Raw genomic sequence first — 20848 nt, forward strand, 5'->3', positions numbered from 1 at the left:
ACTGCGACCAGTGACGACCGTCGAAAGAATAGGCCTCAAGGGCGGCGTACTCGGCCTGCTCTCCGGTGTGGTGGTCGGCTTGGCTTCCACGGCGCCGGCGTACAGCCTGGCCGCCACGTTGGGTCTGATCGTGGCCAGTGGCGGGGGGCAGCTGGCCGGCGTCAAAGCCCCTGGCGTCGTTCTTATCTCGTTCATCCCGATGTACTTGATCGCGGTGGCCTACCGGGAACTGAACAAGGCCGAACCGGACTGTGGCACCACTTTCGCGTGGGCTTCGCGCGCATTCGGGCCCGTCGTCGGATGGCTCGGCGGCTGGGGAATGATAGCCGCGGAAGTGATCGTGATGGCCAACCTGGTCGAGATCACTGGGGCGTACTCGTTCAGGTTCGCCGGCGTCCTGGGCTGGCATTCGGTTGCGGACCTGGCCGACAACAGGTTCTGGTCGACGGTCGTGGGCGTCTGCTGGATCGCGTTGATGACCTATGTCTGCTATCGCGGCATCGAGGTCTCGGCCAGGGTGCTCTACGCTCTGCTGTCCATCCAAATCCTGATGCTGATGGTGTTTTCGGTGGTGGCGCTGCTCAGGGTGTACACCCATAGCGCCCAGGCGAATTCACTGCGTCCGTCGCCGTCCTGGTTCTGGCCGGACGGACTTGATTTCGGGACGGGTATCGCCCCGGCAGTTCTCCTGGCCATCTTCATGTACTGGGGCTGGGACACCGCCGTGACGTTAAACGAGGAGTCCGCCGACCCCGCCCGCACGCCGGGCCGCGCCGCCGTCATCTCGACGTTCCTGCTCCTGGGGACCTACGCCCTGGTGACCGTGTCGGCCGTCGCGTTCGCCGGTGTCGGGACGACGGGAATCGGGTTGGGGAATCCGCACAACTCCAAAGACGTCTTCGCAGCCATCGGTCCGGAATTGTTCGGCAACAGCGTCTTCGGCAAGATTGCACTGCTATTGCTGGCGGCGTCGATTCTGATGTCTGCCGCCGCCTCGACGCAGGCGACGATCTTGCAGACCGCGCGCACCACTCTGTCGATGGCGGCTTTCCACGCGCTGCCTGACTCGTTCGCGAAGATCCATCAGCGCTACCTCACACCGACCACATCCACCATCGTGATCGGTGTGGTTTCGGCCCCTTGCTACGTCCTGTTCACCCTCATCAGTGCCAACCTGCTCACCGCGTTGATCGGATCGGTCGGCTTGATGATCGCGTTCTACTATGGGCTCACCGGGTTCGCGTGTGCGTGGTACTACCGCAAGGCCTTCACCAGGTCGTTGCGGGACTTCGTGATTCGTGGCGTCGTTCCGCTGTTGGGCGGTTCGGCCTTACTGATCTTTTTCGGCTACGGGCTCATCCAGTACGCGAGGCCCGGCTGGTTGACAGACGACAGCGGCAACAACGTCACGATCCTCGGGGTCGGCGCGGTCGCGGCGGTCGGGATCGGCGCACTGCTGCTCGGAGTAATCCTGATGGGCATCTGGTGGGTGATCGCCCCCGGGTTCTTCCGTGGCCGCACATTAAGGGGGGGTGCTGTGCCAGCGCGAGCAGACGCAAAATCGCCCTATTTCGGCACGAAATAGGCGATTTTGCGTGTGCTCGCCACTACCCGCGCCGCATACCGCGGAACAGCCGCCCGCCGAGCAGCACGACCGCGAACACCCCGCCGATGATCCCCGAAACCAGCAGTGGCAGTTCGCCGTTCGAACCCCACAGGAAACCCGCCCACAAACCAGCTACTAGAACGCCCAGTCCGGTACCACCCTGGAACACGCCCTGCGCGCTGGCCTGGTACTCCTGGTCGACGAGTCCCGAGATCCAGGCTTTGCCGACGCCGTCGGTGCACCCGGTGAACAGTCCGTACGCGCCGATCAGCAGCCATGCCGTCACAGTGTCGGTGGTCAGCCCCAGCCCGACATAGCCGATGGCGAAGAACGTCAGACCGAAGCCGAACAACGCCGGTCTGCCGATGCGGTCGGCGAGCGCTCCGGCCGGGTAACTGGCCAGGGCGTAGACCGCGTTGTAGCCGACGTAGGCAAGGATCACCTCCACCACCGAGAAGCCGATCTCGTTGAGCCGCAACAACAGCAGGGCATCGGGGAAGTTCACCACGCTGAAGGCGATCAGTAGCGCGGTCACCCGCCAGTACGGCCGCGGCAGCGTGCGCACACCGGCCCACATGGACTGCCGCTGTGCTCGCGCAACGGGACGGCTGCGCTCCCGCACCAGGAACATGAGCGCCACGCTCAGGACGGCGGGCACGATCGCGACATACAGCAGCGGCTTTATCTTGTGGTCGAGCAGCTCGTAACATGCCAGGCCCAGCAGCGGACCGACGACGGCGCCCAACGTGTCCATCGCACGGTGGAAACCGAACACGCGGCCGCGCAACGCCTCGTCCACCTGGTCGACCAACAGCGCGTCCCGCGGTGCGCCGCGAATACCCTTGCCGAGCCGATCCACAACGCGACCCGCGAGCACACCCGGCCATGCCACGGCCACCGCGATGATCACCTTGCCGAGCGCCGCCATCCCATAACCGGTGGTGATCAGTGGGCGTCGCGCAAACCTGTCGCCCAGCGGGCCGGCCGCGAGTTTCGTAAGTGAAGCCGCACCCTCGGCCACGCCCTCGACGGCTCCCACCACGGCCGGAGGCGCACCCAGCACGGCCGTGAGGTAGATCGGCAGCAGCGGATACAGCAGCTCACTGGCGCTGTCCTGCAGGAACGACACCGCTGAGAGCACCCGCACGTTGGGGTTGAGCCAGCTCGGTCCCGAGCGTGCCGGTCGGGTCGCTTCTCCCTGGTTCAACGCCCCGCTACGACCAGAACCCATTCAGCGGCGTCGCATACTTGTCATTCATCGTCAACGGCGCCAACGGAACTCCCGGCGCCGGACCCAGCGCATACTCGATCGTCGACATCAAGCTGTACTGGTCGCCGTAGCCATGAGTCACGAACTGCCCGGACAGCATCCCCGACGTGATGGCGCCCTGGTTGGGGATGACGAGCAGCGGAACGTGGTTGCCCTGGTTGCCAATTCCCAGTCCCAGATTGTTGAAGTCCTCGTCCCAGGTGATGATGATCGCGTCGCGCTGGCCTGCGGTGTTCCATGCCGTGGAGTTCTGGATGAGCGAGACCTGTTGTTGCAGGAACGCGTCGCCCGCGGCGACGTTGTACTGGTGGTTCGTGAGCTGGCTGCCGAGGAAGCTGAGGATGGTGCCCGGCGAATCGACCGGCCCCTCCATGTCATTGGCGTTGTTGGCGACGATCCAGCTGAATCTCGGGGTGGTCGCCGCGCTCTGCAGATCGGTGCTCAACTGCGTCAGTGGCAGAAGATGCTGCTGCTGGTAGGCCACCGTGTTGTTGAAGACGTAGCTGTACTGAGCGGCGGGAATCTGGAACGTGCTGTAGTCACCCGAGGACACCAGCGCGCCGGGGTACGGCATGCTCTGCGCGTAGTTGGCCCACGAGATGCCTGCGCCATCCATCTCCTGCATCAGGCTGGGTGCGTTGATCGACGGTGGGTTGGGGTTGTAGGTCAGTCCGAAGTCCGAGCCGCCGAGGACCCGGAAGTAGTTGGGGGCGCTGGGGTGGCTGTTGGCGTAGTAGTTGTCGGCCGACCCGTAAGTGCCGAGCAGGCTGTTGAAGTACGGGGCGTTCACACTGCCGACGATGTCGGTGAAGCCGTGATTCTCCATGTAGATCAGGAAGACGTGATCGAGTTGGCCGACGTTGGAGTACGGCACGGTCAATGGCGCCGGACCCAGGCCGGGAGCGCCGACGGTGAACGACAGGTTGTCCGCGTAGGCGTTGTTGTAGTGGTTCGTGATGGGGTTGCTGTCGTTGAACGTGGCGGTGACGACCGCGGACGTGGTGCCCACCGGAATCGTCCCGGAGACCGATCGTGGCTGTAATCCGGTGATCCCCAGACGATCCAGCGCCGAGACCGTTGTCGTCGAACCGGTGCCCAGTACTGCTCCGCTCGAGTTGAGGAAGGTGACCTGCAGGGCGGTCGAGGAGGGGTCGATGAGTGCACCGCCGAGCAGACCACTGAGCGTGTAAGGCGTTGTGCCGGTGTTGATTTTGGCGGTTGCAGCGCTGAGGTCGACTCTCTGGCTGATGCTGGAGGTGGCAACGGGTCCGCCGCCGCCGAAATTGGCTCCCGCTCCCGGCGGTGCAGTGCCGGGGAAGCCCAGGAAACTCGGCAGATCCGGGAACGGGAACGAGACCCCCAACACGTAACTCACGCGTGGCGTGCCGTAGGCGATGATGGTCGGGGTGCCGCTCACCGACCAGCCTGGGTAGGTCACCGAGCTGGTGCCCGAGGGCGACGGGGTGGCGATTTCGAAGTTTCCGTTGACCAACAGGTTCTGGCTCATCGGCAAGCCGGGAATTCCGTTGACGCCCAACAGAAGCCCGCCGGAGCCGACGCTGCCCGGGCCGCCCAGTAGATTCAGCATCGCGGCGTTGCCGGCGTTTCCGCCGTTGCCGCCGGTACCGATCAATTGGGCACTGCCGCCGACGCCGCCGTCTCCGCTGAAGGAGCCTGGGGCAGCTTCGGCGCCGGTACCGCCGGCGCCGCCGTTGCCCAACACCGCGCCGCCTGCCCCGCCGCGGCCGCCTGCCCCGCCGATACCCGAATCGGAGTAGCCGCCTGTCCCACCGGCACCGCCGGAGCCCAGCAAGCCCGCGTTGCCGCCGAGGCCGCCCTGACCGCCGGGGACCTGCGTGACGAGCGACACTCCCGCCGCGCCGCCGGTGCCGCCGGAGCCGCCGGAACCCAGCAAGCCGGCCGTTCCTCCGCCGCCGCCTAGACCCCCACCGCCGCTACCGACTAGCGGGGCCAGCACCGAACCGCCGGCCCCACCGGAGCCGCCGGTGCCCACGAATTGTCCACCCGCGCCGCCGCTTCCGCCCGGCCCGCCAGTGCCGCCCAAACTGGCGCCGCCGTCGCCGCCGGCCCCGCCGGCACCGACCACGGAGCCGCCGAGGGTGCCGGCACCGCCGCCGAAGAGTGAACCTGCGATGCCGGCGGCCCCGCCTGTTCCGCCCGCACCTCCGGTGAACCCGGCGCCGCCGACCCCACCGGTACCGCCGCCGGCACCGACCAGCCCACTCAGCGCCCCACTGGCGCCGCCGGAACCGCCGGCGCCGCCGGAAACACCGGGGATCGCGAAGTTGGCCATCCCGCCGGTCCCGCCGGAACCACCGGAACCGAAGATCCCGCCGGTTCCCCCGGCTCCGCCGCCGCCGCCGTTGCCGTCGGAGCCGGCTGCGCCTGCTCCGCCGCCCCCGGCGTTGCCGAAGAACAAGCCGCCGTTACCGCCCTGGCCGCCGGACCGGCCGACACCCGCAGCGCCGAGCCCGCCGGCACCGCCGGTGCCGCCGCTGCCCAACAGCCCGGCGGCCCCGCCGGGTCCACCGGGCACACCGTTGGCGCCGGACCCGCCCGCCCCGCCGTCACCGAGCAGCCAGCCGCCCGGGCCGCCGGCGGCCCCGCTGCCGGCCGCGCCCGGGGCGCCGTTGCCGATCAGCGGGCGTCCGGTCAGCAACACACTGGGCGCGTTGATCACGTTCAGCGCCGCCGCCGGCAGCAACAGCCCGTTGTCGCCGGTCACGCCGTTGGCACCGGACGGGGTGCCCTGTCCGCCGACCCCACCGGTCCCGCCGAGTCCGAGCAGCGTCGCCTTGCCGCCCGCGCCACCGGCTCCGCCGGCGTAGGTCGGGGCGCCCTGGGCGCCGGCACCGCCGGCTCCGCCGCTGCCGAACACCAGGGCACCCGCGCCGCCGTTTCCGCCGGCCCCGCCGGCTCCGGCAGGGGCGAACCCGCCGACCCCACCGGCGCCACCGAAACCGAACAGTCCCGCGTCACCACCGGCCCCACCGTGGCCGCCGGCGCCGGCGCCGGAGTTGCTGCCGCCCGCCCCGCCCTCGCCGCCCGAGCCCAGCAGCCAGCCCGCGTGCCCGCCGGTCCCGCCGGTTCCACCATGACCGCTGAAGCTGCTGCCGCCGGTTCCGCCGGCGCCGCCGTTTCCGAACAGCGGACCGGCCGCGCCGCCGGCCCCTCCGGTGCCGCCACCGCCGGGGCCACCCAATCCTCCGGTGCCGCCACTGCCGCCGCCACCGAACAACAGGCCACCGGCTCCACCGGCGCCACCCGTGCCTCCGGTGTCACCGACCCCGCCGGCACCTCCGACCCCGCCGCCGGCGCCGACCAGCCCACTGAGCAGGCCTCCGGCACCGCCCGCCCCGCCGACCCCGCCGGCACCGGTCGCTGCGAACCCGCCGGGCCCACCGGCGCCGCCGCCACCGAACAACCCGCCCGCTCCGCCTGCCCCGCCGGCCCCGGCGGCCCCGCTCGCCGCGAACCCGCCGGCGCCGCCGATGCCGCCGGTGCCCAACAGCCACCCACCGCGCCCGCCCGGACCGCCGGCCCCGCCGATGCCTCCCGCCCCGCCTGCCCCTCCGGTGCCGATCAGCCCCGCGTCCCCGCCGGCCCCGCCGCCGTAACCGAACGGCGGACCGGCCGCACCGGACCCGCCGGCCCCGCCGTCACCGATCAACCACCCGCCGGGCGCGCCATTCGCGCCGGTCCCGGGAGCCCCGTTGGCGCCGTTGCCGATCAGCGGGCGCCCGGTCAACGCCAGAACCGGCACGTTGACCGTGTCGACCACTTCGAGCAGCGTCTGACCTACCGTCTGCTCAAAAGCCAGCAGCGACAATCCATTTGCGGCCTCGGCAGTCGCGTATGCGCCCGCGCCCGCCAGCAACGCTTGCTCGAACTGCACCTGGTACGCCGCGACCTGAGCGCCCACCGACTGATACGACTGGGCATACCCGCCGAACAACCGGGCAATCGCCGCGGACACCTCGTCGGCGGCCGCCGCCGCGATCCCGGTGGTCGGCGGTGCCGCCGACGCCGTGGCCCGCTTGATCGCCTCCGCAATTCCGCTGAGATCCGCTGACGCTGTGGCCAAAGCATCAGGTGCTGCTATCACGAAGGTCGACATCTGCGGCTCCCTTGATCCACGGGGCGACTCGATCGGCTAACTCTATTCACACTGTCTTCAAATGTGAACACACCTGACGTGGTGTCGAAGATTTTTGTGCCGCGGCACAAAAATCGGCCGCGCCACGGTAGCGGAGCGCCCGCTCTCCTCTAGTCGAATGAATTCAAAGCGGTTGTCGGAGAATAGTTTTTGCCAGAGGACTACGACCAGAAGTCGTTCATCGGTGTCGCGTACAAGTCGTTATTGGTGAGCGTCGTGAGAGGCGTTCCCGCCGTCGGACTCAACGCGTACTCGATCGTCGACATCAGGCTGTAGTGGTTGTAGTAGCTGTTGGTCACGAAGTGTCCGGACAGCATCCCCCCGGAGGTCACGGCGGCCTGATTTGGGATGACGACCATCGGAATGTGGTTGCCCTGGTTGCCATTTCCGGTGGACAGGTTGTTGTAGTCCTCGTCGAACGTAATGATGATGACGTCCTTGGATCCGCTGTTCCACGTCGGCGAGTTCATGATGGTCGACACGTTCTGTTGCAGGTACTGATCTCCGGCCGCGACGTTGTACTGGTGATTGGTGAGCTGGCTGGTGAGCCATCGGGCGATGTCGGTGGGAGAACTGACAGGCCCTTCCATGTTGGTTTCCTCCGAGCCGCACAGCCAGGCGAATCTCGGAGCGGTGACCGGGTTCTGCAGATCGGCGCCCAGCTGAGATATCGGCAGCAGGTGCTGCGCCAGGTAGGCGGGGCTGTTGTTGTAGACGTAAGTCAAACGGGGGAAAGGCAATTGGTCGACGCTGTAGTCGCCGGATGACACGATGGCACCCGGGTAGGGCATGTTCGGCGTGTAGCCCGCCCACGATATTCCAGTGGTGTCCAGCTTTTCGACGAGGTTGGGCGCGGTGACGGTGTTGGCGGTCGGGTTGTAGTCGATCCCCAAGTCGGTGCCGAGCAGGATCCGCAAGTAGTTCGGCTCGCTGGGGTGACCCAGGGCGTAGTAGTTGTTGGCGTAGCCGTAGGTGTTGATCAGGCTGTTGAGGTAGGGGGCGTTGACGCTGCCGAGGATGTCGGCGGCGCCCTTGTTCTCCATGTAGAACAGGAACACGTGGTCGAGCTGGCCGACATTCGAGGTTGGGACGGCGAGCGTCGGCGCGGTGAGGGTGGGGTCGCCGACGGTGAACGACAGGTTGTCGACGTAGGCGTTGTTGTAGTTGCTCAGGATCGGGTTGCGGTCGGCCAGAGTCGCCGTCACGACCGCGGAGGTGGTGCCGACCGGGATGGTCCCGGACACGTCGCGGGCCTGGAACCCGTTGCCGCCCAACCGATCCAGCAATCCGACCTCGCCCGTTGCGCCGGTGCCCAGAACCGCGCCGTTGGCATTGAGGAAGGTGACTTTCAGTGACGCAGCGGAGGGGTCCAGAAGGTAGCCACCCAGCAGTCCGCTCAACGTGTACGGGGTGGTGCCCGTGTTGATTTTGGCGGCCGCGGCGGTCAGGTCGACGGTCTGACTGATGGAGCCGGAGCTGACCGGTCCGCCGCCGGCGAAGTTGTTGCCCGCGCCGGGGGGCGCGGTGCCGGGGAAGCCCAGGAAGCCGGGGAGATCGGGCAAGGGGAACGAGAACGGCGAGGGGTAAGCGCGCCCCGTGCCGTAGCTGATGATGGTCGGGGTGCCGCTGACGGACCAACCGGGAATAGTCACCGAACTGAAGCCCGAGGGGGAGGGGGTAGCTATTTCGAAACTGGGATTGACGAGCAGGTTGGGGCTCATGGGCAGGCCGGGAATCCCGTTGTGTCCCAGCAGCAAGCCGCCCGTGCCGATGGTGCCAGGGCTACCGACTACAGCCGGCGGCACTCCGTCACCGCCGTTGCCACCGTTGCCGCCGTTGCCGATCAGTGCCGCGTTGCCGCCGGCGCCGCCGCTGCCGCCGAACCCGAATTCGGTCTGGGCGCCGGCTCCGCCGGAACCGCCATTGCCCAACAGAGATCCGCCGGTGCCGCCCTGGCCCCCGTCCCCGCTGAGGGCGATGACAGCAGAGAATCCGCCGGTTCCTCCCACCCCGCCGTCACCGAACAGGCCCGCGGACCCGCCGGCGCCACCTTGGCCGCCTCGGCCTTCGGCGGGCCCGCCGACGCCACCCGACCCGCCGGACCCCAGCGCGCCGGCGGCACCGCCCGGGCCGCCCAGGCCGCCGCTGCCGGTGACGGCCGTTCCGCCCGCGCCGCCGGAGCCGCCGCTGCCGGCTAACTGACCGCCGAACCCACCAAGCCCACCGGGCCCACCAACGCCGGCCGCGCCGGCACCCCCGTCACCGCCCACCCCACCGGCACCGATCAGGGATCCGCCGATCGTCCCGGAGCCGCCGCCGAACAGCGATCCGCTGATCCCGGCCGGGCCGCCGGCCCCGCCGGCACCTCCGTTCTGACCGACTCCGCCGACCCCGCCGCCTCCGCCCACGGCGCCGACCAACCCACTCAACGCGCCACCGGCTCCGCCGGCGCCCCCCGACCCCGCCAGGACCCCCGCGGCCAACTGACCGGCCATGCCGCCGGTGCCGCCACCACCACCCCCGCCGAGCAATCCGCCGGTCCCGCCGGCTCCACCGCCCCCGCCATTCGCGTCGACCCCGGCGGGCGTCCCGGTCCCGCCGGCCCCACCACTTCCGCCGTTGCCGAAGAACAAGCCGCCGTTGCCGCCTTGGCCGCCGGCGCGTCCGACACCGGTCGCGCCCCACCCGCCGGCTCCGCCGGTGCCGCCGCTGCCCAACAGCCCGGCGGCCCCGCCCGGCCCGCCGGCGATGCCGTCAGCGCCGGACCCGCCGGCTCCGCCGTCGCCGAGCAGCCACCCGCCCAGGCCGCCGGCAGCCCCGCTGCCTGCGGCTCCCGGGGCTCCGTTGCCGATCAGCGGCCGCCCGGTGAGAGCCACAGTGGGGGCGTTGATCACGCTGAGCGCGGCCACCGGCAGCAGCAGGCCGTTGGGTCCGCCCACACCGTCGGCACCCGCAGGGGCGCCCAATCCGCCGACTCCGCCGTTTCCGCCCAAGCCCAGGAGCACCGCTTTGCCACCGGCCCCGCCGGTCCCACCACCAAACGTCGGGGCGCCCTGGGCCCCGGCGCCGCCGGCGCCGCCGTTGCCGAAGACCAGCGCCGCGGCACCGCCGGCTCCGCCGTCCCCGCCGGCTCCGGCGGTGGCGGACCCGCCGATCCCGCCGGTGCCGCCGAACCCGAACAGACCGGCGCCCCCGCCGGCCCCACCCGGACCGCCATCGCCCGCTCCGAACGCTGCCCCGCCGGCGCCGCCGGCCCCGCCTGAGCCCAGCGCACCGGCATGTCCGCCGGTTCCGCCGGCGCTGCCGTGGCCCAGGAAGCTACTGCCCCCGGCGCCACCGGCGCCGCCGTTGCCGAACAGCGGACCGCCGGCTCCGCCCGTCCCACCCGCACCGCCGGTGTCGGTGATGCCCAAGCCGCCAGTGCCACCGGCGCCGCCCGCACCGAACAGCGGCCCCCCGGCCCCGCCGGTTCCGCCCACACCGCCGACATCTCCGGCGCCACCGATTCCGCCGACCCCGCCACCGGCTCCGACCAGGCCACCCAGTAATCCGCCTGCCCCGCCGGCACCCCCGCTCCCGCCGGTCCCCGCGTTGGCGAAACCGCCGGGTCCGCCTGCCCCGCCCGCGCCGAAGAGCCCGCCGGCCCCACCGACTCCACCGGTGCCGGCGACCCCACTGAAGATGTACCCGCCGGTGCCACCCGGTCCGCCGGTGCCCAGCAGCCAGCCGCCGGCGCCACCCGCGCCGCCGGTCCCACCGCCGGTGCCGCCGGCGCCGCCGGCTCCGCCGTTGCCGATCAGCCCCGCCGCACCGCCGGCCCCGCCGGCCGAACCCGCCGCACCCGACCCGCCGGCCCCGCCGTCGCCGAGCAACCAGCCGCCGGCCCCGCCGTTTGCCCCGGTTCCGGGGGCACCGTTGGCGCCGTTGCCGATCAACGGTCGACCGGTCAACGCCAGGACGGGTCCGTTGATCGGGCGCAACAGGCCCTCCAAATTCACCGCTTGCAGCACCGACAGATTCGCTGCCTCGGCGGTGGCATAGGCGTTCGCGCTGGTGCCCAACACCTGCGTTAATTGCTGCTCGAAGGTTGCCGCCTGTAGGTCCAAGGCCACGAAGCCCTGCGCATAGCTGCCGAACAATCGCGCGATCGCCGCCGACACCTCGTCCGCGGCCGCCGCCGCAACCGTGGTCGTCGCCGGCGCCCACACCGCCGTCGCCTTTCTGATCGCTTCCCCGATTCCGCTCACATCGGCCGACGCGGCGGCCAGAGCTTCCGGTGCTGCGATCAGAAACGTCGACATCAGCGGCTCCCATCGACGGGACGAATCGAACGGCTTAATTTATTTCAGAAGACGACGATTGTGAACCAGTGTTGAGGGTTCATGCCGCCGCCGCGCGCGCCTAACCGAAAAGTCTCAACTACAGGTTTACCCTTCTGTCCGTGATGGTCGGGGAGTGCCTACTGCTGCCGGAGATGGATGTCCTCTCCGCGCTGGATTTCGACACCGAGATCCCATGCATCTGCCGGAAGTTCTGCGACGAGGCGGACCATGCGGCGGACTGGTGGATCACCCTATCGTGCGGCTGCCGATACCCGTTCTGCAGCAAGGCATTACGGATGTCCAAGCTTCGTTTGCGGATCCGGCCGCTGACGTGCCGGCTCTGCTCGAGCCATGACATCGTGATCAGCCGGGTCAAACGCACGTAGGCGCGGGTCAGTTGTACGCCGTACTCCCTGCCACCGGATGCGTCGTGCTCACGATCTTCGCGATGCAGTGATCTCGGTCAAATCCCTTGCTGCTGCACCACATCAGGGCGCCCCTGGCATTGTCGAACGTGATCCCCGCGATCGTCACCCAGAAGTTCGGCTCGGAGAACGTCGACCAGTCACCCGACCAGAGCAGCTTGGCGTTGTACAGCTTGCGGAACTGCAGGTGCTCCTGCAGCGCCATCGCGTTGTCCCAGACCACCCCGTTGTCGCGGATCCCGGGGCGCTTGGAACTGAGCTGCGGAACCCACTTGTCGGCGGCCTCGGTCGCGACGACCGAGTGGTCCAGGTTCACGTACTGCCGCAGCTGCTGCTCGGCGTCCGCGGTTGCGGACGCGGTCGTGGTCGGCAGCGCCGCGGGCCGTGTCGTTGAGGGTGTCGTCGTCTGATACGTCGGCGCGGGGTTGTTTTCGTACGACGGCTGATACGTCGGTCGTCCTGAAGTGGGATAGGCGACGGCCGGAATGCCCGGCCCGGACTTCTGGTTCCCGATGACAACGACCACCAGGACCACCGCGACGACGACCAGCGTGGCCGCCACCGCGACCAGAGTCGGCACCAGGTAGCGTCGCGACTCGTCCCGCTGCGGATACGGGGGAACCGTTGGGGGAGGAGGGAAGTGCTGCGGCGGCGGCCGGTATTGCGGCCCGTATACCGTGTCTTCGGAAGCCGACGCCGATTCCGCCAGCGCACGTTTGGCCGCGCGCGCCAACGCCCCGGCGCTGCCGTACCGGTCATCCGGATGCTTGGCCATTCCCCGGGCGATGACGTTGTCGAGGGATGAAGGAACGCCCGCGCGAGCGAGACTGGGCCGCGGCGGCGGAGCCGTCAGATGCCCGGCGATGATCTGCTGGGTGTCGCCGACGTACGGTCGGCGACCCGTCAAGGCCTCGTACAACACGCAGGCCAGCGCATACACATCGACCGCGGACGTCGCCGGCGCATCGCTGTTGAGGCGCTCCGGCGCCATGTAGGCAAAGCTGCCCACCTGATATCCGCTCATCGTCAGGTGCGACTCACCCCGAGCCTCGGCGATGCCGAAGTCGACGAGGTACGCAAAGTCGTCCGGCGTGATGATGATGTTCTGCGGCTTGACGTCGCGGTGGATCAGCCCGTTGGCGTGCGCCGCGTCCAGGGCAGCAGCGACCTGACCGATGATCTCGACCGCCCGATCGGCCGCCAGCGCCCGCTTGGCCAGAATGTCGTGCAGCGTCTCGCCCCGCACCAGCCGCATATCGATGTACGGCGTGTGGTCGATCTCGCCCCAGTCGTGGATCGGAATCACATGCGGCTCTTGCAGAATCGCCGCCGCGTGCGACTCGCGCAGGAACCGCTCCCGGAAAGTCTGGTCATCGGCGTATTCGTCGGGCAGCACCTTCAACGCGACCGCGCGACGCTTGTCGGTGTCGAACGCCTCGTACACCTCGCCCATGCCGCCCTTGCCGAGCAGCCGGCTGACTTCGTATTTGCCAAAGGTTTCACCGACCAGTGACTTCATGGCAACCCTGCCTTCCTCCCTGTCGTCAGTATGCGATGGAGGTCCGACACGAGGCGGGCGTTTTCGGCAAATGGATAAGGGCCGTGATGAGAACGCCCCGGTGCACATGTCGTTCCGGCGGTCACGGCCGCCGATCAGGCGCGCATGGAGAGTCGGCAGTTGCATCCTCGTCGCGCGGCCCGGACGAAGGGAGAGTCATGACGGTCCGAGGTTCACGGTATCAGGCAGCTTCTGGCGCACGAAAGTTCTGATGCTGCAATGGTTTTCAGTGCGCAACCTGGGTGGCTGAGCCAACTTACTTGTGCCGCAACGCCACGATCTTGTCGTTGCGCCCACCCACATACACGGTGCCGCTGTTGTCGACCGACAGGCCCCACGGGTAGTCGAGGCCGGTGAAGGGCAGCTCTTCCTGAGTCGAGGATCCCACCGCGAGTTTCAGCGTGCGGTTGTGCCCGGTGTCGTTGAGATACACATTGCCTTTGGAGTCGAGCGTCAGGCCACCGGGTTGTTTGAGGCCCGAAAAAGGAAGTTCCGCTTGCTTTTTCGTCTCTACCGGCAGAATCAGCACCCGGTTGTTGCCGCCGTCGGCCACATACACGGTGCCGTTGCCGGTGACCACCAGGCCCGTCGGATTGTTCAGGCCGCTGAACGGCACCTCGCTGATGGTGGTCGAACCCGCGGGCAGCGCTACCACGTGGTTGCGGCCAGTGTCGGCGACGTAGACGGTGCGGCTGCTGTCCACCGTCAGCCCGGTGGGATTCACCAGGTCGGTGAAGGGCAGTACCTCCTGGGTTTGCGAACCCGGCCGCAGCACCAGCACCCGCTTGTTGCCGGCGTCGTTGACGTAGACGGTGCCGGTGTTGTCGGCGGTCACACCGGTCGGCAGATTCAGGCCGTCGAACGGCAGCGTGTGGGGTTCGTTGGCGCCGGCGAACAACGCGAGGATTCGATTGTGCTCGGTGTCAGCGACATACACCGTGCCGCCGATGTCCACCGACAAACCTTGCGGGTCGCGCAGACCGGTAAAGGGCAGTGTGACCTGTTCGTAGTCGCTCTTCGACCCCGAGTTGCCGAGCAGCACGACGGCAACCACGGTCATGATCACAGCGAGCACGGCACCCGCGGCGACGGCCTTGCGGCGCCACCACGGACGGGCCGGCGCGGGCGGCACCGCGGCCGGCCGTGGAATAACCGGCTCCGGCTGGGGGACGACGACCGGCCGCGCCATCGTCGGGTGCACATTCTGCGGGGGCTGCGGGGGCGGCGGAGGCGGTGTCGGCCGTTGTTGTTGCGGCGGTGGTTGGGGGGGCGGCGGCTGACGAGGCGGCGGAGGTGGCTGCGCGGGCTGGCGCCAATTGGTGTCGGGGCGGGGCAGCGGATTGGTGTAGGCGGCAGGGGCCGGCTGCATCCTGATGGTCGGAGTCACCGTCGTCGCGGTGAGCGCGCTGTGGGCGTCGCGCGCGAGTTCGATAGCGGTGTCGTATCTGTCGCCCGGGTTCTTGGCCATGCCGCGCGCGATGACCATGTCCAGGCTCGCCGGAATGTCCGGATTGGTGTTGGACGCTCGCGGCGGCGGCGCCATGCGGTGGCCGGTGATCTGCTCCTGCAGCGTGTCACCGGGAAACGGCGACTGTGCCGTCAGGCACTCGTAGAGCACGCACGCCAGTGAGTAGATGTCCGAGCGGGAGTCCACCGTTTCCGCGGTGAACCGTTCCGGGGCCATGTAGTGGTAGGTGCCGATGAAGTTCCCGGTTGCCGTCAGCGACAGGTCGTCCGCGGCGCGGGCGATACCGAAGTCGATGAGGTACGCGAAGTCGTCGTGATCGAGCAGGACGTTCGACGGCTTGACGTCACGATGCAGGAGGCGCTCCCGGTGCGCGGCGTGCAGTCCTTTGGCCACCTGGTCGATGATGGCGACCGCCCGGGCCGGCGACAGCGGTCCCTGGTTCAGAACCGCCTGCAGGTCATAGCCCTCGATCAGCCGCATGTCCACAAACAACCGGCCATTGATCTCGCCGTAGGTGTGGATGGGGATCAGATGGGGGCTGTTCAGTCGCGCGGTGGCGTGTGCCTCGCGCCGGAACCGTTGCTGGAACACCTCGTCATTGGAGACGGCGGAGGGCAGGATTTTCAGCGCTACGACACGGTCGGTATCGGCGTCATAGGCGCGCCATACTTCGCCCATGCCACCCCGGCCCATCAACTCGATGAGCCGGTATTTACCGAACGAAGTCTCCTGCAACAACGCCTCCCACAACCGTCACCGCTGGCCCGACTGTAACGCGAGCACCTGTGACCACTCACAGCATTTCACCGGGCCCGCTGTCGCGCCAGGTTAGCTGTGCGTTTGCCGTCCGTTAACCATTTTGGCAAACCCCGCAGGGATCCTGGGTCGGTGGCCGGCCGAGCGTATTCCTACCTAGGTAGTACCCGGGTAGCATTATTCGGATGAAGTTGAGTGTCAGCCTGTCCGAGGACGATGTCCGTGTGTTGGACGAATACGTGCAGCAGAGCGGGTTGCCCTCACGATCAGCCGCGGTACAACGAGCGATTCGTATGCTGCGGCACCCGTCGCTCGAAGAGGACTACGGCAAAGCTTGGGCGGAGTGGTCGGCGGGCGACAGCAACCTCTGGGATGACGCCACTGAGGACGGGCTAGGCGATGCTGCGCGGTGAGGTGTGGCAGGTCGACTTCAACCCATCTCGCGGCAGCGAAGCCAACAAGATTCGTCCCGCAGTCGTGGTCAGCAATGATCGGGCGAACGTGACCGCGTCCCGACTGGGGCGTGGGATTGTTACCGTCGTGCCGGTGACGAGCAATGTTGCCACCGTCTATCCGTTCCAGGTCCTACTCACCGCCGGCGGAACGGGTTTGACGGTCGATTCGAAGGCGCAGGCCGAGCAGATCAGATCCGTTGCGGCCGAGCGGTTCCGGCGTCGGCTCGGCCGCATCTCCGCGACCGAGCTTTCGCAGCTCGACGATGCGCTCCGGCTGCACCTCGACCTGTGACTGTCGACCCGCGAACAGACACAAACTCGCACACTGCGGCGCGAAATTGTGCGAGTTAGTGTCTGCTCGCGAGGGTTAGCCGAGCTTGAAGGCGTCGCGGGAGACCTCGAAGAAGTGCCCGCTGCTGCTGTCAGTGCACTTCACGCCGGACTCCTGACTGATACAGCTGAGGGTTCCGGCTGACGCGGTCTGGCCGTAGTTCAGGGTCCGTTCGCCGGGTACAGCCAAGGTGTCGCCGTGGCAGTGAATCGCAGCGGGCTTGCCTGCGTCGAGGACGAAGCGGTTGCCCCAGGCGATGTGCTGGGCGCACTCCGGCGGGGGCGGCGGGGTGTAGGTGTACTCGTTGATATCGCACGCCGCGCCGGTGGTGTCCAGGGTGCAGACGATGTTGCCCGACGGGGTGCGGAAGTTCTGCGGGTCGGCGTGGGCTGTGGCCGGAAGCGCGAGGGCGGCTGCGGCCGCAACAGGCGCGAGCATGAGGATTCGCATGGTGTGGTCTTAGCACCTTCCGCGCGGCCCCACCCGCCGAACAGACGCGAAATCACCCTGGAACGGATGCTCCGCGGTGATTTTGCGTCTGCTCGCGCTGATTAGCGACCCGCTTGCTGGGCGAGTTGGACACGTGACGTCACCCCAAGCTTGGCGTACACGTGCGTCAGGTGGGTCTGCACCGTCCTCGGTGAGATGAACAACCGGGCACCAATGTCCTTGTTGCCCAACCCTTCCTGAACCAAACGCACCACTTCGAGCTCCGTCGGCGTCAGCGACCCCCAGCCGGTCGACGGGCGTTTGCGCTCGCCGCGCCCGCGCTGGGCATACGCGATTGCCTCGTCGATGGACAGCGCGGCGCCCTCTGCCCAGCAGGTTTCGAAATCGTCGGGTGGCAGAGCCTTCCGCGCTGAGGCCACCGCAGTGTCGTAGTCAGCCTGGTACATGGGAAAGCGGGGGTGCCCGATGCGTCGCCGCTGCGCGTCGGCGGCTCCAAATAGGCGCACCGCGTATGGGTGATTCCCTTCCGCGGCCGCAAGGCAGGCGAGGCACTCCAGAATGTCGTCCACCCGTATGAAGGCCTGGGTATCCGCGGCAACGGTCAGGGCTTCCTGAGCGTCGCGTTCGGCCTGTTCTGGTTCACCTTGTGCCAGGGCAATATTGGCTCGGGCCAGCAAGGCCAGCATGCGATAGCAGCCCGGCACCACCGCCAAGGTTTCGTCCGCCGAGCGCCGGGCGGCCGCCAGATCGCCGCAGGCCTGCAACGCTTCAGCCATCGGAGTGATGCATCTGGTGAACAATTCGCGCATCGGATTGCTCTGCCGATAGGCCATTTCGGCCGCAGTCCGGGCCGCCGCGGCGTCGCCGGCCGCGAGGGCGCCAGAGGCCAATACCGCATACATCGCGTCGTGGAAGAAGGCACCCATCGCGGCGGCTATTTCCAACGCAGCCTGCGCGGCCGCGCGAGACGCTTCCGGCTGGCCGTGGTAGGCCAGCGCCTGACCGAGGGTGACATAGCCGAAAACCGCCATGGTCGAGTCTCCGTCGGTCTCGGCTTCACCGATCATGGACTCGGCGATTGCGATACCACGGGCGGGGTCGCCGTGCAGTGTGACGGCGATGCACTGCCAGGCGCGGCAATTCTGGGAGAAGAACTTGTCGCCGATGGCATCGGCAAGTTGACGTCCTTGTTCGTTGGCCGGGATGGCCACACCCGGTTCACCTGCCATCACGGCGGCGACCCCCTGGCAGCTGAAGATCTCGCACAGACTCCATTGATCGTGGGCTGCGCGGGCCAGTTCGACCGCTTCGGTGAGGTAGGGCTCGGCGGTGCCCGGTACGTAGATCGCGATCAGTCCGCATGCGATCAGGGCTTTTCTGAGCAGTGCGGGATCGCCGATGTCGCGCGCGACCGCCAGCGCCTCCTGCGCTCGACCGAGCTCCACCGGGAAACCGACGAACCCGGCCAGAATGGCGTAACGAGCCACCGCGCCCACCCACACCGCGGGTGCCAGTCGGGACTGATCCTCAGCCAGGATTGCGGACAACCCGAACAGCGCTTCTTGAACACGGCCGCCCCGTAACCATAACGGCCGCAACGACAGTAGGATTTGCAGCGCCGTCTCCTGCTCACCGTTCTCTCGACTCCACGCGAAAGCTACTCGCAGATTGTCGATTTCGATCTTCGCCCAAGCCAACAGCTGCTCGTCGTGGGCGTGGCCACGCGCCTCCTTGGCGGCCGCGCTCTGCGCGTAGTAGTCACGGTGCCGGGTGCGCACCCGGTCGGCCTCACCGGATTCGCCGAGCTTCTCCTGGGCGTACTGGCGCACCGTCTCCAGCAATCGGTAGCGCATTCCGTCGCCGGTGTCATCGGCGACGACCAGTGACTTGTCAACGAGCAAGCTGAGTTGGTCGAGCAATTGGTAACTTTCGACTTCGTTGCCGGCGCCGACGGCCGCAGCGGCGTCGAGGTCGAATCCGCCGGCGAAGGCCGCCAGTCGGCGAAACAGCACCTGCTCGGGTTCGGTGAGCAGTGCGTGTGACCAGTCGACGGAGGCGCGCAGGGTCTGCTGTCGGCGCACGGCGGTGCGCGCGCCGCCGGTCAGCAGCCGGAACCGGTCGTGCAGGCTGTCTGCTATCTGCTGCAGCGACAACGCACGAATCCGTGCCGCGGCCAACTCGATCGCCAACGGCATGCCATCCAGGCGAGCGCAGATGTCTTCGAGAAGTCGGCGGTTCTGTTCGCCCACAAAAAAATCCGGGCGCGCGCGCCGTGCCCGATCTTCGAACAGCTCGACGGCCTCGTCGGCGATGCCAAGAGAGGGTACCCGCCAACCCAGCTCGCCGGGCACGCCCAATGGTTCGCGGCTGGTGGTCAGAATGGTTAACTGCGGGCATACCGTCAACAACTCGACGACCAGGGTCCCGCACGCCTCGAGTAGATGCTCACAGTTATCGAGGACCAACAATATGTGCTTGTCCGCAATGAATCTCACCACCAGGTCCACCGCGGAACATCCGGGTAGGTCGGTCAGTCCCAGCGTGCGCGCCACGGTGACCGGCGCGACAACCGGATTGGTGACGGGGGACAGGTCGACGTACCACAGCCCGTCGCCGAATTCGGAGGTCAGACCGGCCGCGACCTCGACCGCGAGTCGGGTCTTGCCGGCACCCCCGGCGCCGGTCAGGGAAACCAACCGATTGCTCGTGACGAGCTGGTGCAGCTCCGTCATCTCGGTTGCGCGCCCGACGAAACTCGTCAGTTGAGCCGGAAGATTGTGCGCGGCAACGGCAGTGCGTACCCGCAGGGGCGGGAACTCGTTGCGCAAGTCGGGGTGGCACAGCTGCACGACGCTTTCGGGGCGCGGCACGCCGCGCAACGGGTAACTGCCCAGATCGGCGAACCACACCCCGTCGGGCAGGCGGTCCATCACCAGCGATTCGGTCACGCCCGACAACACGGTCTGGCCGCCGTGGGCGAGGTCGCGTAGCCGGGCGGTGCGGTTGATGGTGGGGCCCGCGTAGTTGGCGTCGTCGCGCAGTTGGATCTCGCCGGTGTGGATGCCGATGCGCACCCGGATCGGAGCCAGCGGAGCCAGCTGTATGGCCAGCGCGCAGGCCACGGCGTCGGAGGCGCGGGCGAAGGCGGCGACGAAGCTGTCGCCCTCGCCCTGTTCGAGCGGGCGCACCCCGTCGTGGGCGGCGATGGTCTGGTTGACGGTGCGGTTGAGCTGTGCCAGCGCAGCGGTCATCTGCTCGGGCTGGGTTTCCCACAACCGGGTGGAGCCTTCCACGTCGGCCAGCAGCAGCGTCACCGTGCCGGTCGGTAGCGACTCGCTCATGCCCAAATCGTTCCAGGTCAGCTCCATGTTTTGGCTCATGTTAGCCAGGATCGCCGCTCGTGCCGCGCACTACATCGGCGCAATCGCGCAGAAACATCGTCCGCGTCGCGTAGATGTTGGGATCGGTAGCGAGCCCGACCACATTGACTGGCCGAGCCCAATGACAGGAGTGGCCGCATGAAGAGGTTCACCATACTGGCGATTGCCGCCGTCGCGACCACGATCGCCGTGCCGGCCACGGCGCATGCCGACGCCGGCTATGAGTTTCAGTCACCGTCGGGAAACATCCGCTGCATGATGTACACCTCGGTCGGGGCCGACAAGCCACATGCCTTGTGCGAGATCACCGACCACACCTGGGTGGCACCGGCCCAGTCGATTTGGGGCTGCCCGCTGGCGCCGACCGCAAATCAGTTCCGGCTCAACGAAGGCGAACAACCCGGCTTTGCCTGCGCGACTCAGCACATGCCGCCAGGCGACCGGCCGGTGCTCGACTTCGGCCAATCCCGTGCCACCGGAGCCCTCACGTGCGAGAGCGAACCATCCGGGATCACCTGTCGCGACGCCGGCACGGGTCACTTCTTCCGGGTGTCGCAGGAATCCTACGAGCTGGGCTGAAACCCATGATGTCGCGCCGAGTGATCGCCGTTCTTGCCGTGCTGGTGTGTGCGGCCTGTTCGGCACGCCAC

General features: G+C 68.1%; 11 protein-coding genes and 1 pseudogene. 5 read left to right on the plus strand and 7 right to left on the minus strand.

From position 1 onward, the window contains the following. Position 1: 1 nt before the first annotated feature. Positions 2-1576 (plus strand): annotated as a pseudogene (locus ACNQS7_RS31690) (APC family permease); the annotation flags it as partial. 31 nt (positions 1577-1607) lie between these two features. Here the strand turns inward: ACNQS7_RS31690 and ACNQS7_RS31695 are convergent. The 3 genes from ACNQS7_RS31695 to ACNQS7_RS31705 all read right to left on the minus strand — a co-directional run bounded on the left by ACNQS7_RS31695 (position 1608) and on the right by ACNQS7_RS31705 (position 11354). After that, positions 1608-2837 (minus strand): MFS transporter, encoded by a 1230-nt coding sequence (locus tag ACNQS7_RS31695; protein WP_418015677.1) that lies wholly within the window; start codon positions 2835-2837, stop codon positions 1608-1610. Further along, positions 2821-7014, minus strand: coding sequence for a PE domain-containing protein (locus tag ACNQS7_RS31700; protein WP_418015678.1), 4194 nt, complete (start codon positions 7012-7014; stop codon positions 2821-2823). Before ACNQS7_RS31700 ends, ACNQS7_RS31695 begins: the two co-directional genes overlap by 17 nt. Before the next feature lie 200 nt (positions 7015-7214). Further along, the gene (locus tag ACNQS7_RS31705) at positions 7215-11354 is read right to left on the minus strand and encodes a PE domain-containing protein (protein WP_418015679.1); all 4140 of its coding nucleotides are present in this window, start codon (positions 11352-11354) and stop codon (positions 7215-7217) included. A gap of 143 nt (positions 11355-11497) precedes the next feature. On the opposite strand from ACNQS7_RS31705, the gene ACNQS7_RS31710 reads away from it, so the two are divergent. Beyond that, the gene (locus ACNQS7_RS31710) at positions 11498-11761 is read left to right on the plus strand and encodes a hypothetical protein (RefSeq protein ID WP_082658535.1); all 264 of its coding nucleotides are present in this window, start codon (positions 11498-11500) and stop codon (positions 11759-11761) included. Positions 11762-11768: 7 nt separating this feature from the next. On the opposite strand, the gene ACNQS7_RS31715 is transcribed toward ACNQS7_RS31710, so the two are convergent. Together ACNQS7_RS31715 and ACNQS7_RS31720 are read right to left on the minus strand one after the other, a co-directional pair. After that, positions 11769-13319 carry a serine/threonine-protein kinase gene (locus ACNQS7_RS31715; RefSeq protein ID WP_418015680.1) on the minus strand — a complete coding sequence of 517 codons (1551 nt, stop codon included), beginning with the start codon at positions 13317-13319 and terminating at the stop codon, positions 11769-11771. 295 nt (positions 13320-13614) lie between these two features. Further along, positions 13615-15561, minus strand: coding sequence for a serine/threonine-protein kinase PknD (locus ACNQS7_RS31720; RefSeq protein ID WP_418015681.1), 1947 nt, complete (start codon positions 15559-15561; stop codon positions 13615-13617). Positions 15562-15767: 206 nt separating this feature from the next. Between ACNQS7_RS31720 and ACNQS7_RS31725 the strand changes: the two genes are divergently transcribed. After that, positions 15768-15995: a ribbon-helix-helix domain-containing protein gene (locus ACNQS7_RS31725; RefSeq protein WP_418015682.1), complete on the plus strand. Its 228-nt coding sequence runs from the start codon at positions 15768-15770 to the stop codon at positions 15993-15995. Continuing rightward, the gene (locus ACNQS7_RS31730) at positions 15982-16329 is read left to right on the plus strand and encodes a type II toxin-antitoxin system PemK/MazF family toxin (RefSeq protein WP_418015683.1); all 348 of its coding nucleotides are present in this window, start codon (positions 15982-15984) and stop codon (positions 16327-16329) included. The genes ACNQS7_RS31725 and ACNQS7_RS31730 overlap by 14 nt, the downstream gene beginning before the upstream one ends. Before the next feature lie 75 nt (positions 16330-16404). Here the strand turns inward: ACNQS7_RS31730 and ACNQS7_RS31735 are convergent, their stop codons facing one another. Continuing rightward, positions 16405-16806 (minus strand): DUF6636 domain-containing protein, encoded by a 402-nt coding sequence (locus ACNQS7_RS31735; protein WP_418015684.1) that lies wholly within the window; start codon positions 16804-16806, stop codon positions 16405-16407. A 113-nt stretch (positions 16807-16919) separates the two neighbouring features. Beyond that, positions 16920-20198 (minus strand): helix-turn-helix transcriptional regulator, encoded by a 3279-nt coding sequence (locus tag ACNQS7_RS31740; protein ID WP_418015685.1) that lies wholly within the window; start codon positions 20196-20198, stop codon positions 16920-16922. A gap of 138 nt (positions 20199-20336) precedes the next feature. Between ACNQS7_RS31740 and ACNQS7_RS31745 the strand changes: the two genes are divergently transcribed. Further along, positions 20337-20777 carry a DUF6636 domain-containing protein gene (locus ACNQS7_RS31745; RefSeq protein ID WP_418015686.1) on the plus strand — a complete coding sequence of 147 codons (441 nt, stop codon included), beginning with the start codon at positions 20337-20339 and terminating at the stop codon, positions 20775-20777. Positions 20778-20848: the final 71 nt, after the last annotated feature.

The sequence above is a fragment of the Mycobacterium sp. 23 genome, assembly GCF_048287075.1.
Lineage (GTDB): Bacteria > Actinomycetota > Actinomycetes > Mycobacteriales > Mycobacteriaceae > Mycobacterium > Mycobacterium gordonae_B.